This is a genomic window from Flavobacterium sp. JAS (assembly GCF_020991455.1).
Classification (GTDB): domain Bacteria; phylum Bacteroidota; class Bacteroidia; order Flavobacteriales; family Flavobacteriaceae; genus Flavobacterium.
Map to the genome: position 1 here is coordinate 81,747 of NZ_JAJMOX010000001.1, position 13,526 is coordinate 95,272.

The 13,526-nt window shown below is 32.8% G+C and carries 15 protein-coding genes; 5 read left to right on the forward strand and 10 right to left on the reverse strand.

Features of this window, described 5'->3' with window-relative positions; all coding sequences use genetic code 11:
* Positions 1-12: 12 nt before the first annotated feature.
* Positions 13-2,823: a TonB-dependent receptor gene (locus LPB88_RS00350; protein WP_230711823.1), complete on the reverse strand. Its 2,811-nt coding sequence runs from the start codon at positions 2,821-2,823 to the stop codon at positions 13-15.
* Between the two features lie 234 nt (positions 2,824-3,057).
* On the opposite strand from LPB88_RS00350, the gene LPB88_RS00355 reads away from it, so the two are divergent.
* Entirely contained in the window at positions 3,058-4,158 is a 1,101-nt protein-coding gene (locus tag LPB88_RS00355) for a DUF4407 domain-containing protein (RefSeq protein WP_230711825.1), read from the forward strand.
* A gap of 128 nt (positions 4,159-4,286) precedes the next feature.
* Here LPB88_RS00355 and LPB88_RS00360 read toward each other — a convergent pair whose 3' ends face one another.
* The 7 genes from LPB88_RS00360 to ruvC all read right to left on the reverse strand — a co-directional run bounded on the left by LPB88_RS00360 (position 4,287) and on the right by ruvC (position 8,937).
* A complete protein-coding gene (locus tag LPB88_RS00360; RefSeq protein WP_230711826.1) occupies positions 4,287-5,009 on the reverse strand; it encodes a PH domain-containing protein in 723 nt (240 codons plus the stop codon).
* A gap of 70 nt (positions 5,010-5,079) precedes the next feature.
* Positions 5,080-5,451: an MmcQ/YjbR family DNA-binding protein gene (locus tag LPB88_RS00365; RefSeq protein WP_056189993.1), complete on the reverse strand. Its 372-nt coding sequence runs from the start codon at positions 5,449-5,451 to the stop codon at positions 5,080-5,082.
* An 8-nt stretch (positions 5,452-5,459) separates the two neighbouring features.
* Positions 5,460-5,810: a DUF4260 domain-containing protein gene (locus tag LPB88_RS00370; protein WP_110837068.1), complete on the reverse strand. Its 351-nt coding sequence runs from the start codon at positions 5,808-5,810 to the stop codon at positions 5,460-5,462.
* Entirely contained in the window at positions 5,807-6,205 is a 399-nt protein-coding gene (locus tag LPB88_RS00375; protein WP_230711828.1) for a GNAT family N-acetyltransferase, read from the reverse strand. The genes LPB88_RS00370 and LPB88_RS00375 overlap by 4 nt, the downstream gene beginning before the upstream one ends.
* A gap of 49 nt (positions 6,206-6,254) precedes the next feature.
* The gene (locus LPB88_RS00380) at positions 6,255-7,046 is read right to left on the reverse strand and encodes a cyclase family protein (RefSeq protein WP_230711829.1); all 792 of its coding nucleotides are present in this window, start codon (positions 7,044-7,046) and stop codon (positions 6,255-6,257) included.
* A gap of 78 nt (positions 7,047-7,124) precedes the next feature.
* Positions 7,125-8,261 (reverse strand): radical SAM family heme chaperone HemW, encoded by a 1,137-nt coding sequence (hemW, locus tag LPB88_RS00385; protein ID WP_230711830.1) that lies wholly within the window; start codon positions 8,259-8,261, stop codon positions 7,125-7,127.
* 121 nt (positions 8,262-8,382) lie between these two features.
* Positions 8,383-8,937: a crossover junction endodeoxyribonuclease RuvC gene (ruvC, locus tag LPB88_RS00390; RefSeq protein ID WP_230711834.1), complete on the reverse strand. Its 555-nt coding sequence runs from the start codon at positions 8,935-8,937 to the stop codon at positions 8,383-8,385.
* A 104-nt stretch (positions 8,938-9,041) separates the two neighbouring features.
* Between ruvC and LPB88_RS00395 the strand changes: the two genes are divergently transcribed.
* Positions 9,042-9,986: a lysylphosphatidylglycerol synthase domain-containing protein gene (locus LPB88_RS00395; protein ID WP_230711835.1), complete on the forward strand. Its 945-nt coding sequence runs from the start codon at positions 9,042-9,044 to the stop codon at positions 9,984-9,986.
* Positions 9,983-11,086: a glycosyltransferase gene (locus LPB88_RS00400; protein WP_230711837.1), complete on the forward strand. Its 1,104-nt coding sequence runs from the start codon at positions 9,983-9,985 to the stop codon at positions 11,084-11,086. Before LPB88_RS00395 ends, LPB88_RS00400 begins: the two co-directional genes overlap by 4 nt.
* 68 nt (positions 11,087-11,154) lie before the next feature.
* On the opposite strand, the gene LPB88_RS00405 is transcribed toward LPB88_RS00400, so the two are convergent.
* Complete coding sequence (locus LPB88_RS00405; protein WP_089349925.1) at positions 11,155-11,640, reverse strand: hypothetical protein; 486 nt, start codon at positions 11,638-11,640, stop codon at positions 11,155-11,157.
* A 48-nt stretch (positions 11,641-11,688) separates the two neighbouring features.
* Positions 11,689-11,919, reverse strand: coding sequence for a hypothetical protein (locus tag LPB88_RS00410; protein WP_132022530.1), 231 nt, complete (start codon positions 11,917-11,919; stop codon positions 11,689-11,691).
* Positions 11,920-12,121: 202 nt separating this feature from the next.
* Between LPB88_RS00410 and LPB88_RS00415 the strand changes: the two genes are divergently transcribed.
* Together LPB88_RS00415 and LPB88_RS00420 are read left to right on the forward strand one after the other, a co-directional pair.
* Positions 12,122-12,622, forward strand: a complete 501-nt coding sequence (locus tag LPB88_RS00415) for a DUF456 domain-containing protein (protein WP_230711839.1) — start codon at positions 12,122-12,124, stop codon at positions 12,620-12,622.
* Between the two features lie 271 nt (positions 12,623-12,893).
* The gene (locus LPB88_RS00420; protein ID WP_230711840.1) at positions 12,894-13,496 is read left to right on the forward strand and encodes a DUF937 domain-containing protein; all 603 of its coding nucleotides are present in this window, start codon (positions 12,894-12,896) and stop codon (positions 13,494-13,496) included.
* Positions 13,497-13,526 lie beyond the last annotated feature (30 nt).

A 13,526-nucleotide genomic window follows, 5' to 3' on the forward strand; every position in this document is an offset into this window, starting at 1 on the left:
ATAAATTGATTATTACAAGTCAAGTTTCAAACCAAAATTGTATTTGGCTTGGTAATACTCAGCTTGTTTGGTGTGCGCCTCAACTCCTTGGTAGTAACGTAAAGGCTGGTTAGTTAAGTTGTTAGCTTCAGCAAAAAGACGAAGTTTTGGAGTAATCTTGAAAGAAGCATTTGCGTCTAAGAAAAACTGTTTGTCATAATAACTGTCTTTATAAGATTCAGAACCCAATTCATCTAAATAATCTGAAGTGAAATTAGTTGAAACTCTGGCAGAAAAACGTTTGTTTTCCCAAGACAATGATGCATTAAACATGTGTGGAGTTGTTCCCGGAAGACTGATGTTTTTTCTTTCGTTTCCGTCTTCATCGGCAATTCCTTTTGCTTTAGATTTCGTGTAAGTATAGTTCAAAAAGATACCAAATCCTTTAAGGAATTTCCCAGGAAGAAAATCTAACTGACGTTGAAACGCCACTTCAAATCCGTAAACATCAACTTTGTCTCCATTTCTGGATTGTAAAAATGACCAGTTTTCTCCAACCGGAATTGGGTTTGTTTGGTTAGGGAAATCGGCAGCAAATTTTGCAGTATCATATTGATTGTCGCTATAATTGTAGATAAAATCATTTAATTTTTTGTAGAAAACACCTCCTGAAATTAAACCAACAGATTTGAAATAATTCTCAGCCATAAAATCATAGTTGTAGGAGTAAGTGGCATTAAGATCTGGATTTCCGGCGCTAATTTCTTTATCAGCAGCAATATTATTTACATAAGGAGCCAATGCATAATAATTAGGTCTTGCCAATGCAGTTGTTGCAGCAGCTCTTAAAACTAAATCTTTTGTGGCATTATATTGAAAAGAAATACTTGGCAATACGTTTGTGTATGAATTTTTAGTGTTGATTTTACTTTCTAATTCTTCTTCATCCAAAACTCTGTTTCCGGTATAATCAATATGAGTATTCTCTACACGGAAACCCAAAACCATTGATAGTTTATCGTTAAAATCCTGATCCCATCTTACATAAGCAGCATAAATATTTTCTTTGGCATTATAATTTACTGCTAAAAATTCTGCCGGATCTGCTGATTTTTTAAATAAAGCAGCATTATTTAAATCTAAACTTCCAAGAAAATTAGCCGACGCGAAACTTCCCGGAATATATTTGCTTCCCGGATTAAAGTTTTGACCATCGTAATAACTGTTCGGAATTTGCGATAACAAAGCCATATCAGTACTAATTGGTGTGTAAGCGTAGAAATTGTTATCTCTCTCTTTTTCTTTTAATCGAAGTCTAAGTCCGGTTCTCAATCTTCCCTTTTCAGAAGGAATAATGGTAAAAGGAAAACGAATATTAATTTTTGCTCCAAATTCGCTTTCGCTGGTTTCATTTGTATTTTCGGTAACCGTTTGAAATTTGAATTTATCCAGTGATTCTCCGGTTGTTGTGATTAACGGAAATTTGATATCAGATAAATCTTCGGTCATATCCAGACCTTTCTGACGGTATTCGATATAACGTTCCTCAGGGCGATATTCTCTTGCTTTGGCATAATTTGCAGACCAGTCTAAATCTAGTTTAGAGTTGATTAAATGTTCTCCACGAATCGAATAATTTTGAACTCGTTGATCTTCTAATCGTCTGTTTTTGTTGCGATCGTTGTCAACTCCACCTTTTGTCTGACGTTTTACACGACCTTTAAAACCTGTAATTTCTTCTCCATTATAAATAGGATTAATATCATCGTAAGTAGTTCTGAAACGGTTTTCTCTATCATCTCTCCAATTGTAAATAGCATTGGCAAAAATCGTATTGTTTTCGTTAAATTTATAATCTAACGCCACAGATCCGCTACGACGAATACGCTGTACGTCGTATTTTCTAATTTCTGAAGCTTGAAGATATTCATTCCCGAACTTATCTTTTACCCATTGGTTTTCGATATTGTCAGACCCATAATTTACATTATTATAAGATCCGCTAAAAACTGCTCCAAGTTTGTTGTCCAGAAAGCGATTTCCGTACACTAATCCTGCAGTATAAGTTGCGTGCTCACGAATTGGCATATAACCACCGGCAAGAGTTGCAGAGATTCTTTCGCCATTGGGAGTTGCTCTTGTTACTAAATTCACAGAACCTCCAATCGCATCAGCATCCATATCAGAAGTTAAGGTTTTGTTTACCTCGATTGTAGAAATCATATCAGACGGAATCAAGTCCATTTGTACGTTTCTATTATCTCCTTCGGCAGAAGGAATTCGGTCACCATTTAAAGTTACCGAGTTCAATGACGGAGCCAAACCTCTAATGATAATATTACGAGCTTCACCCTGATCATTTTGCATTGTGATGCCCGGAACGCGTTTTAAAGCATCTCCAACATTAGCATCAGGAAAGCGTCCCATTTGATCAGATGAGATTACGTTTCCAATATTCTTATTGTTTTTTTGTTGGTTCAGTGCCTTTGCCTGACCTTTTAAAATGTCTCCAACAACCACTTCATTCAACTCTGTTCCTGAAGTTTTTAGCGCAAAATCAACAACGTTGTTTTTACCTTGTTCTACAGTGATTTCTTTAGTTATTGCCGTATATCCTATATATTTTACTTGTACTTTATAAGTTCCTGCATTAATGTTAAGTAACTCAAAACGACCATTGTAATCAGATACTGTGTATTTGTTTTCTCCTACAATTTGAATCATCGCTCCCGGCAAAGGAAGTTTGTCATCAATGTCTAATACTTTTCCTGAGATTATTGCTTTTTGAGCATAACCTGAAAAGGCCAAAAGCATGAATGTTACTATTAAATAAATTTTTTTCATTGTGTTTTAGTTTGATTTCTTGCGAAACTAAAACCTTAATGTTATTAAAGACGTTAAAAAAAATTAACATAAGGTTATGATTAATCTTATAAAAAAAGCAGTTATTAATGTTAAAGTAACACTTGTCTACTCTAAATAGTTTAAGAGTAACTAAAAACAAATCAACTATTTATCTCAGAATTAATTTTTTGGCGTTAAATTTGCCCTATCAATCACAATCAAAAATCATCAATCATGTTAAAACAATTTTTTATCCTATGTTCCGGGACCGATCGAGACCTGCTCGAAGGTTGCTCAGAAGGCGAACAAACCAAATATGTTGGTATTGGCGCCACCGTTTTCTTTACTGCAGTTATGGCTTTTTTGGCCAGTGCTTATGCGCTTTTTACTGTTTTTGACTCTATTTATCCAGCCGTAATTTTCGGGTTTGTATGGAGTTTACTGATCTTTAATTTGGACCGATTTATTGTTTCGACTATCAAAAAGAGAGATCGTTTTATGGATGAATTTCTGCAAGCGACACCTCGAATTATGTTAGCGATTATCATTGCAATTGTAATTTCGAAACCATTAGAAATTAAAATTTTCGAAAAAGAAATCAATACCGTTTTGCTGAAAGAAAAAAACGAAATGGAATTGGCAAACAAAAAGCAAGTTGGTAATTATTTTAAATCAGATTTAGATAAAAACAAAGCTGAGATTGCAGCTTTAAAAGCTGATATTCTGAAAAAAGAAAAAGAAGTAAACGCTTTATATTCTACTTATATTACAGAAGCTGAAGGAACGACAGGAACTAAAAAACTAGGAAAAGGTCCGGTTTATAAAGAGAAACGTGAAAAACATGATGCAACTTTAAAAGAATTAGAAACATTAAAGACGACTAACGAAGCTAAAATTGCCGATAAAGAAAAAATAGGTAAACAACTCCAGGCCGATTTAGATAAAAAAGTATCGCAAACTCAACCAATTATCGAAGGATTTGACGGTTTAATGGCGCGTATTAATGCATTAGATAAATTGCCTTGGCTGCCATCATTCTTTATAATGTTGTTGTTTTTGGCTATCGAAACGTCTCCAATTATTGCTAAATTATTAGCTCCAAAAGGCGAATTCGATTTTAAACAAGAAGAAGCCGAAACAGCAATGAAAGCAACTTTGGAGCAAAACAAATACCAACGTGATTTGTTAGTCAAAACAAGCGCCCAAATGCACGATAAAGTGTATGCAGATATCGCCGAAGATAAAAGCTTATATGATCTGCAGCGTAAAAATGCCAAAGAGTTATTAGAACTGCAATCGAATAGTTTTGTAGAAAAGCAGAAAGCGACTCTTTAAGTCTTAAAGTTGGAAAGTCGAAAGTCTGAAAGTAATTTACTTTGTATAAAAAAGAAAGCCAGAAATAGAAAATTCTATTCTGGCTTTTTTACTTTAGAAACTTTATGACTTTAGACTTTCAGACTAAATTACATGTAGCTCAATATTTCTTTTTTGAACCCATCATATTCACCTTGCATGATTAATCCGTTGTCGAGTAATTTTTTGTAATTCTGTAATTTATCAAAAAGTTCTTCTTTAGATAATTCGCTCAATTTACGATCTCCTGTTGAAGAAGGCTGAGTTGACTGGATTGGCTGAATTGGTTCAAAAGTTTCAGTATAAGATGGAGTAGTAGCCGGCATAATTTCGGCATAATTAGTAACTTCTTCCGTTTCAACTTCTTCAACTTCAAAATCGTCTTCTTCCTCGATAACTTGTGCAGTTTCTACAACCGGAGTTTCAGCAACAACTGGATTTTTAAGTAAATCTAATTGTTCTTTAGCATAAGTATAAATTTTTCTAGCCTGAGTTTTCGGAATATAATCTATCGAAATAGTCAGGTCAGTTGTAGTTCTAAATGAAAATTCAGAACCCAAAATATTCTCTTTTACAAAAGTGCTTGCAATATCATCCCAAGTATAATCTGTAAAATCCATTGAAAGGCCTAAATTTTTAGGTTTGCAAATAATAATACGTTTGTTGGTTAAGATTATGCTATCTGGAAAAACAGTAATTGCAGGTTTTTTTTGAACCGCGATATAACCAATTTCTTCGTTTTTCATCAATAAATCATTGAGTTTCGAAGTGATTTTTTCAATCGCTTTTGGATCTTGTTCTTCGTTCAGAAATTTTTTAAATTGTTCTTTCATGTTCTATAAGTTGCTAAGTTGCAAATTAATTGAGTGGTTAAGTTTATATCTTACGCTGCAAATGTAATGCCTAATTTTCTAATTCGATAATTTCATTCTGAATTTTCTTTGTCAAACTTTTGAAAACCAATTCATACGAGTGATCAATCAATTCTTTGACAAAAGCAGTCGATAAATTTCCGTTTAAAGCAATCGTATTCCAGTGTACTTTGCTCATGTGAAAGCCCGGTTTTATCTCATCATATTCGGCTCTTAATTCCTGAGCACGTTCCGGATCGCATTTTAAATTGACCGAAGGTTCGTTTTTTTCCCATTGTGATAAGGAAGATAAAGCAAACATTTTTCCGCCAACTTTAAACACTAAAGTATCTTCATCAAAAGGAAAATGTTCGCTAACGCCTTTTTTCGAAAGACAATATTCGTAATAGGTTTCTAGATTCATATCAATTTTTATTTACCAATTTCACCTAAATGAGTGTATTTAAATCCCTTTTCATATTTCAAACCGTAACCAAAAATCCGATCCATTGCAGCATGTGAAAATAGAATAATGCCTATAAGCTGAACGATTTCAATTTTTAAGTAACAGCCAATTATATAAAGTAAAACTGCAATGCCTTTATGATGAACTAAGTTGTACAAAAAAGCACCAATTTTATTACCAAAAGCATAACCAATCATAGAAAGATCTGGTGCTAAAATCAAGACCAAAAACCACCACCATTGATAGTTTAAGAGACTAAACAAATAGATTCCGAGAACAAATAGTCCTAATTCTTCAAGTTTGAGTATTGTTTTCATAATTTCTTTTCCATCATTTTCTCTGGATGTTCCAAAGGTTTAAAACCAAATTTTTCATATAAAAAATGAGCGTCAGTTGTAGCTAATCTCCAAATTTTAATCTCTTTCAAGATAGGTTCATTCATCATAGTTTCTATCAAAACAGACGAATATCCTTTTCCGCGATGTTCTTCAGTAATAAAAACATCCATTACATATCCAAAAACCACATAATCAGTTATAACACGCGCAAAACCAATTTGTTTGTCATTCAAATAAATTCCGAAGCAAACAGAAGCATCAATTGTAGTTTGCACTTCGTCAATAGTTCTTCCTGCCGCCCAATAAATGTCTTTTAAAAAATCCTGAATAAAAGGAACGTCAAGTTTGGTTTTATCAGTAGAAACATTAATCATAATAATTGTTGATTTTAGATTTTAGACTTTAGATTGGAAGATTTGAAATCTAAAATCTACGTTCTAAAATCTTAAATAATAAAGGTTTTGATGGACTTGCGTCATTTTCAAACGAAGCAATTTGTAAATTTAGTATATAATCGCCATCCTGAATTTCGTCAGAAGCAAAAATCATTTCGGTAATTGTAGCATTCAATCTCGCATCAGAATTTAAATTTAAAGTATCTTTTACATTCCAAAATGCTTTGTGGGCCAATAGTTTTCCTTCATCGTGTTCTTTATCAACACTTGGCAAATCAATTAATAAATGCTGAATTTCGCTTTCTCGGATGAAAATCGCTGCTTCTTCAGATAAATAAGGAGGATTGGTATTTGAATATTTTCGAGACTTTTTATCCTTCTGATTTGGAAGTGTTCTGATAATTAAAGCCTCAGTTTTTCCACTAAATGCAGTCGAAGCGTTTGTCAAATTGAGCGCAGTCGAAATGCTTTCTTCCGTAATCACCAAATCATCACCAATTTTTTCAGGTTCAATCGTAATCAGTTTTGCGAAAAAGAAAAACTGTTTTAAACACTGATTAATACTGTAAAAATCATTCGTAATATGCCCCAAACATTCCGTATGCGTTCCGTGTCCATGCGGATTGAAGAAAATATTATTAAAATTAGTAGAAGATTTTCCTTCAGAAACTTTCCCAATCCAATCTCCAAAAACTACAGGTTCGATAACTGGTTTTTCAATGTACCAAGCAATCGGATTTTCGTCTGTATTGGTTAATGGAATTGAAATATCAATTGGTTTTAATAAGTCTATCTCGAAGTTGTTGATTTTTGCTAACACAAATTAGGTTTTTATGCCGCAAAGTCGCTAAATCACAAAGTTTAAATAATTTGTGCCTTCGAGCCTTCGTGGCTAATTTTATTCTTCCAAATTTAGATAAAATAAATCTGAAGCAATTCCATCCGTTAAAAATTTTCCTTTTGAGGTTGGTTTTAAAATATTATTTTCAATTGAAAGCAAATCATCATTCAAGAATTTCTGACTTTGTTTTGTGAGGTAATTCAAGTATTCCAAACCGAATTCGGTTTCAATTCGTTCTAACGAAACGCCCCAAATGGTTCGCAATCCTGTCATAATATATTCATTATAACGATCCGATTTTGAGAGAATTTCGGTTTCAATAGGAAGAATATTATCCTGAATTGATTTTAAGTAAAGAGAATTGTTGGCAATATTCCAGCCTCTTTTTTCGCCATCATAACTATGTGCCGAGGGACCAATTCCGATATATTTTTTCCCCAACCAATATGCCGAATTATTCTTAGAGAAATAATTCTCTTTTCCGAAATTGGATAATTCGTAATGTATAAAACCATTTTTTTGAAGTGTATCAACCAAAATCATAAAATGGTTCGAAGCGACTTCGTCTTGTGGTTCAGCAATTTTTCCCGTATCGATTAGTTTTCTTAAAGCTGTTTTTGGTTCAACAGTCAAGGCATAACTGGAAATATGGGGAATACCAAAACTCAATGCCGTTTCAATATTTTTCTTCCACATTTCATCTGTCAATCCCGGGATTCCGTAAATTAAATCAAGCGAAATATTATCGAAATATTTTGTAGCTTCTTGTAAACATCTTATGGCTTCCGCCGAATTATGAGCGCGATTCATCATCTTCAAATCTTCTTCATAAAAAGACTGAATTCCGATACTTAAACGGTTTATTGGGCTTTTAGACAATTCAATAATTCGCTCTGTAGATAAATCATCAGGATTTGCTTCTAATGTGATTTCAGGATTTTCGACGACCTTATAATTATCGTAAATGGTATTTATTAGAAAATTAATTTCTTCAGTCGTTAAAACAGAAGGCGTTCCGCCGCCGAAATAAATTGTTTCTACAACATCGTTTTGAAACTCACTTTTACGCATGATAATTTCTTTGGCTAAAGCCAAAACCATATCATCTTTCTTTTTCATTGAAGTCGAAAAATGAAAGTCGCAATAGTGGCAAGCCTGTTTGCAAAAAGGAATATGTATGTAGATACCTGACATTTTTTTAATTAGATAATTTGTCAATTAGAAAATTAGATAATGTAATATTGGAATGTTGAAAATTATATAATTAGTTAATTTCAATTCAAGAATTATCTAATTTTCTAATTGGCACATTATCTCATTTCCTCACTTTGTCTTCGTTTTGTTTTACAAAAGCATCCCAGCCAGAATAATTTTTTCCGGCAACGATTTTTCCTGAATTAAAGAAATGACAAACGGCTGCCGCCAAGCCATCTGTTGAATCGAGATTTTTAGGTAATTCTTTTAAACCTAAAAGTTGCTGCAGCATTTTGGCAACTTGTTCTTTGCTGGCATTTCCGTTTCCGGTAATAGCCATTTTTATCTTTTTTGGTTCGTATTCTGTAATCGGAATATCTCTCGAAAGTCCTGCCGCCATTGCAACACCTTGCGCGCGACCCAACTTTAACATCGATTGTACGTTTTTACCAAAGAAAGGTGCCTCAATTGCGATTTCGTCCGGATGATGTGTTTCGATTAGTTCGATGGTACGCTCAAAAATAATTTTTAGTTTTTGGTAATGATTGTCATATTTGGACAATTGCAATTCGTTCAATTGCAAAAACTCCATTTTTTTATTGATGACCTTAATCAATCCAAAACCCATAATCGTTGTTCCGGGGTCAATACCTAATATGATGCGTTCTTTTGTCAAGTGTTTTTTGTTTCAGGTTTCAGGTTTAGAAAATTGACTCATTTTCTAATTTTCTAATTGGCACATTTTCATTGCCACATTTTCAAATTGATTACTTTTGCGGCATGATTTCAATTCCTCACAAAGCTAAACAATTCCTAGTTCTTCTAATCAAACTTTTGATTGTAGGTGGCGCATTTTATTTTATTTATGATCAATTGGCGCACAACGACAAACTCGATTGGCAAAAGTTCATCACATTGTTTCGTAAAAATCAATCGGTTTTAGGGATTGGGTTTATTTTGCTTTTGAGTGTTTTGAACCGTTATTTTGAGATTTTGAAATGGCAGAATCTGGCCAAAGTCATTCACGAAATTTCTTTGGGAGAAGCTACAAAACAAGTTCTTGCGGCTTTAACAGCAGGGATTTTTACACCAAATGGAGTTGGAGAGTATGCTGGAAAGGCGTTGTATTATCCAAAAACAGAAGCTAAAAAAGTGGTTTTCCTGAACTTGATCTGCAACGGAATCCAGATGATTCTAACGGTGATTTTTGGCCTTTTTGGATTGATGTATTTCAATGCACAACATGAAGTAATAACGGCACAAACCGTAGCAATTTTATTCGGAATTTTTGTGTTGCTTTTTGTTGTTTTATTCTCTTTGAAGAAGATAAAAATCAAAGGATATTCGATCGAAAAATTACTGCATAAAATTAATGAGATTCCGAAACCAATTCATCGTAAAAATATTCTTTTAGGGACTTTACGTTATTTGGTTTTCTCACATCAATATTACTTTTTGTTTTTGGCTTTTGATGTCGATTTGCCTTATTTTACTTTGATTGCCACAATTGCTGTGGTTTATTTTTTGGCTTCATCATTGCCAACTTTTCAGTTTTTAGACTTTGCTGTAAAAGGAAGTGTTGCCATTTATTTCTTCGGAATTTTAGGTGTAAACGAATGGGTTGTAGTTTTTATAAGCACTTTAATGTGGTTTCTAAATGTGGTTTTGCCAGTAGTTATCGGGTCTTATTATGTGCTGAATTTTAAAACGAAAACGGTAGAATGATTTTGGGTTTATTTCTCATATTGATCATTTATATAGGGAGTATTGGAATGCTTATTTATGGTTTTTCCAAAGTGAAAAAATATCAGAAAACAGATCTCAAACCTCAAACAAGTTTTACAATTATAGTTCCGTTCCGAAATGAAGCAGAGAATTTACCGAAACTTTTACAGAGTTTCTCAGAACTTAATTATCCGGATGATTTGTTCGAAGTTGTTTTAGTAGATGACAATTCGAAGGAAAAGTTTCAGGTTTCAGGTTTCAAGTTTCAGGTTTCTTTGGTCGATAATATTCGGATTTCGAATTCGCCTAAAAAAGACGCCATTTCGACAGCAATGCAACACGTAAAAACCAATTGGGTAATTACTACAGATGCAGATTGTATTGTACCCGAAAATTGGCTTTTGACTTTTGATAATTACATTCAGCAAAATGATGTTTCGATGCTTGCCGGTGCTGTTACTTATAAATGTGAGAATTCTTTTTTGGATCATTTTCAGCAATTAGATTTAACCAGTTTGCAGGGCGCAACAATTGGAAGTTTTGGACTTCAGAAAGCTTTTATGTGCAACGGAGCCAATTTTGCATACAAAAAGTCACTGTTCGAAAAATTAAATGGATTTGATGGAAACAATAAAATTGCGAGCGGAGACGACGTTTTTTTATTACAAAAAGCAGCAAGTTTATTCGCTGATAAAGTTCATTATCTAAAATCAGAAGAAGCAATTGTTGTAACTAAACCAACAGAAAATTGGAAATCTTTATTTTATCAAAGAGTGCGATGGGCGGCAAAAACAAGTTCATATCAAAGTGGTTTTGGAAAGGTTTTAGGTTTAATTGTTTTCTTCGGAAATCTCAGTTTTGTTGTTGGATTTTTATTTTCTGTTTTCGCTATTTTGCCTTATCCGTTTTTTGTAATGTTTGCTTTTTTAAAGTTTACAGTTGATTTTGTTTTGCTTTATATCACCAATCAATTTTTGACAAAAAACAGAATTAAGAGTTTATTATTAAGTAGTTTGCTTTATCCTTTTTTCAGTTCGACTGTGGCTTTGTACAGTTTGTTTGGTTCTTATGAATGGAAGGGAAGAAAGTTTGGAAAGTAAAATTCAATAAGAAAGACAAGTAAACGGAAAATTAAATGAACTTATATCACTTAAATAGTGAAAAACTGCTACTCTTTGCCTTTAGCTTTAAGAATAACGGGTAAAATAAATTGAGTTTTTACCGGAAGTCCACGTTTAAGCGCAGGATTTATTTTTGGGAAATCGACCAAACGAGCATGTAAAATACTATCGATTTTAATAGTATCATAAGCAACAGAATCTTTAGGAAACTGCGGTTCGAATTTCATGGTTGCATTTGGGAAAACCGTTACTTTTACTTCTATTGTATCCAATTCCGGATACATTATCGATAGCGTGTCAATATCTAATTTCTCCTGAATAAGCTGTGCCATTACCTGAAAAAAACATTGCTGACGCTGTTTCTTGTCGGCGATTTTTTCGCAATTGGCAACAGATGGATATTCATCAACTTCTTTCCAGTTAATTGTTTTTAGTTCTTTTTGAAGTAATTCTTTTTCAGATGGAACCTGCTTGTCAATATATTGACAAGAATGGAGGGCTAAAAAAGCTAAAAAAAGGAAAAACTGCTTCAAGATTATGAATTTGAATGAATAAACTAAATTATTGGTATAAAAATACGATTATTTTTTTTGAGAAGCTTTGAATTGTAAATATTCTTCATAGCTTTCTGATAGCCATTGCTCTTTATTTTTTGCTGCAACTTCCTTTTGTTCAGGATATAATTTAGCAAGCCGATCAGAAAAAGTAGCGATTTGAACCGTGTAGTTATAAAACTCAGTTTTTGTTAAAATAATATCTGCATCATTTTTGCGCTTAAAGTATTCAAAGAAAAGTGCATCGAATTCTTTCATAGAGAAGTTTAATACTTTTTTCTTATTACTTTTATAAATGCTGTCTTGCAATAATTGATCGTCAATCGAAAGTTTTTTAGACTGTGCATACATTGAATTACTGATCGGGATGATCAGAAATAAAAACAATATAAGTTTTAAAAGTCTACGCATTTATTAGCTTTACTAAATGATTTGTAGGGACAAAGTTACAAAAAATATTATGGATTTACTATTGCTATTGCTTGGTTTTATATGTATGATTGTTGGTATTTTTGGGAGTTTTCTTCCTGTTTTACCCGGTTTATCCAGTTGTTGGGTAGGTTTGCTGTTATTGTATTTAACAAAAGCGGTCGAGAATAATTATTGGGTTCTGGGTATTACACTTTTGCTGACCATAATTATTACTGTTCTGGATTATGTAATTCCAGCCAAAGGAACCAAAAAGTTTGGAGGAAGTTCCTACGGAATTTGGGGAACCAATATAGGCTTAATAGTTGGTATTCTGGCACCTATACCTTTTGGAGTTATCATTGGTCCTTTTGTAGGAGCCTTGGTCGGAGAATTAATTTATGATTCTAAAAATCATAAGCGTGCCTTAAAAGCTGCTACAGGATCTGTACTTGGTTTTCTGGCTTCAAGTTTTATTAATTTCATGTTCTGTATCATCTTTCTTGGTGTTTTTTTGAGCATAACATGGAAATATCGAGCATTATTGTTTTAATTGTATAACACACATTTAAGCTTTTTCTTATCTTTTTTAATTTTTAAGAAAACAATTAAATTTTTCAAAAAAAACTTTTTTGTTTGTTTTGATAACTAAGGGGTTATGTTTACTGACGATTCGAGATTTTAGTTCTAAATTACTGTTAAAATTGCTGTTATTATTTTAACTTCTTTTTTGGAAATGTTAAAATATTTTATATTTTTATCCTGATAAACGATAAAAAGCCTCACTTTATCGATTATTTTGAACTAATTTAAATAGTAAATTTATGACTCCAAACCTACAAATTGAACTTAGACGTTTCATTTCGTCTAATGTTGTCTCAAAATTGAATAAATTTTATTTTGAAAACGATGCACTTTTAATTAAGGGAATTGATGTTTCGATAGGAACAGTTTTAATGGGTTTGTATAATAGGGCCGGGGAGTCGGGCTTTTACAAAGAGATTATTTCATTAATAAAAGACGATTCTACATTTTATCAGGAAGTTGATTTTGCTTCTGGTCGAATTTTATCAGTCGATGACTGTTACCGATTGGAAGGAAACGCAATACTAAAAGAAATTTTTACCGCCAAAAAAGGCAGAATTTCTGAAATGATTTCTAACGAAGTTGGAATCAAAAGCGAAACGGCAAGAGAAATCCTTAACTTCTCAGCACTACTAGTCGTTTCTTACTTAAAAAACAATATCCAATTGTTAGACAGTTTAAAATTATTGCTAGACGAGCAAAAAAGAGAAATTTTAAACAGCATCCATCCCGGAATCAAAATTATCTTAGGTTTCTCTTGTTATGAATCAGTAGAAGATAAAAACCAATCTATCGGAAGATCAATTTTCACACTATTCGGTCATAACTTTTTCAGTTTTTAGATAAAAAAAATCCCATCTTACAAAAGTAAA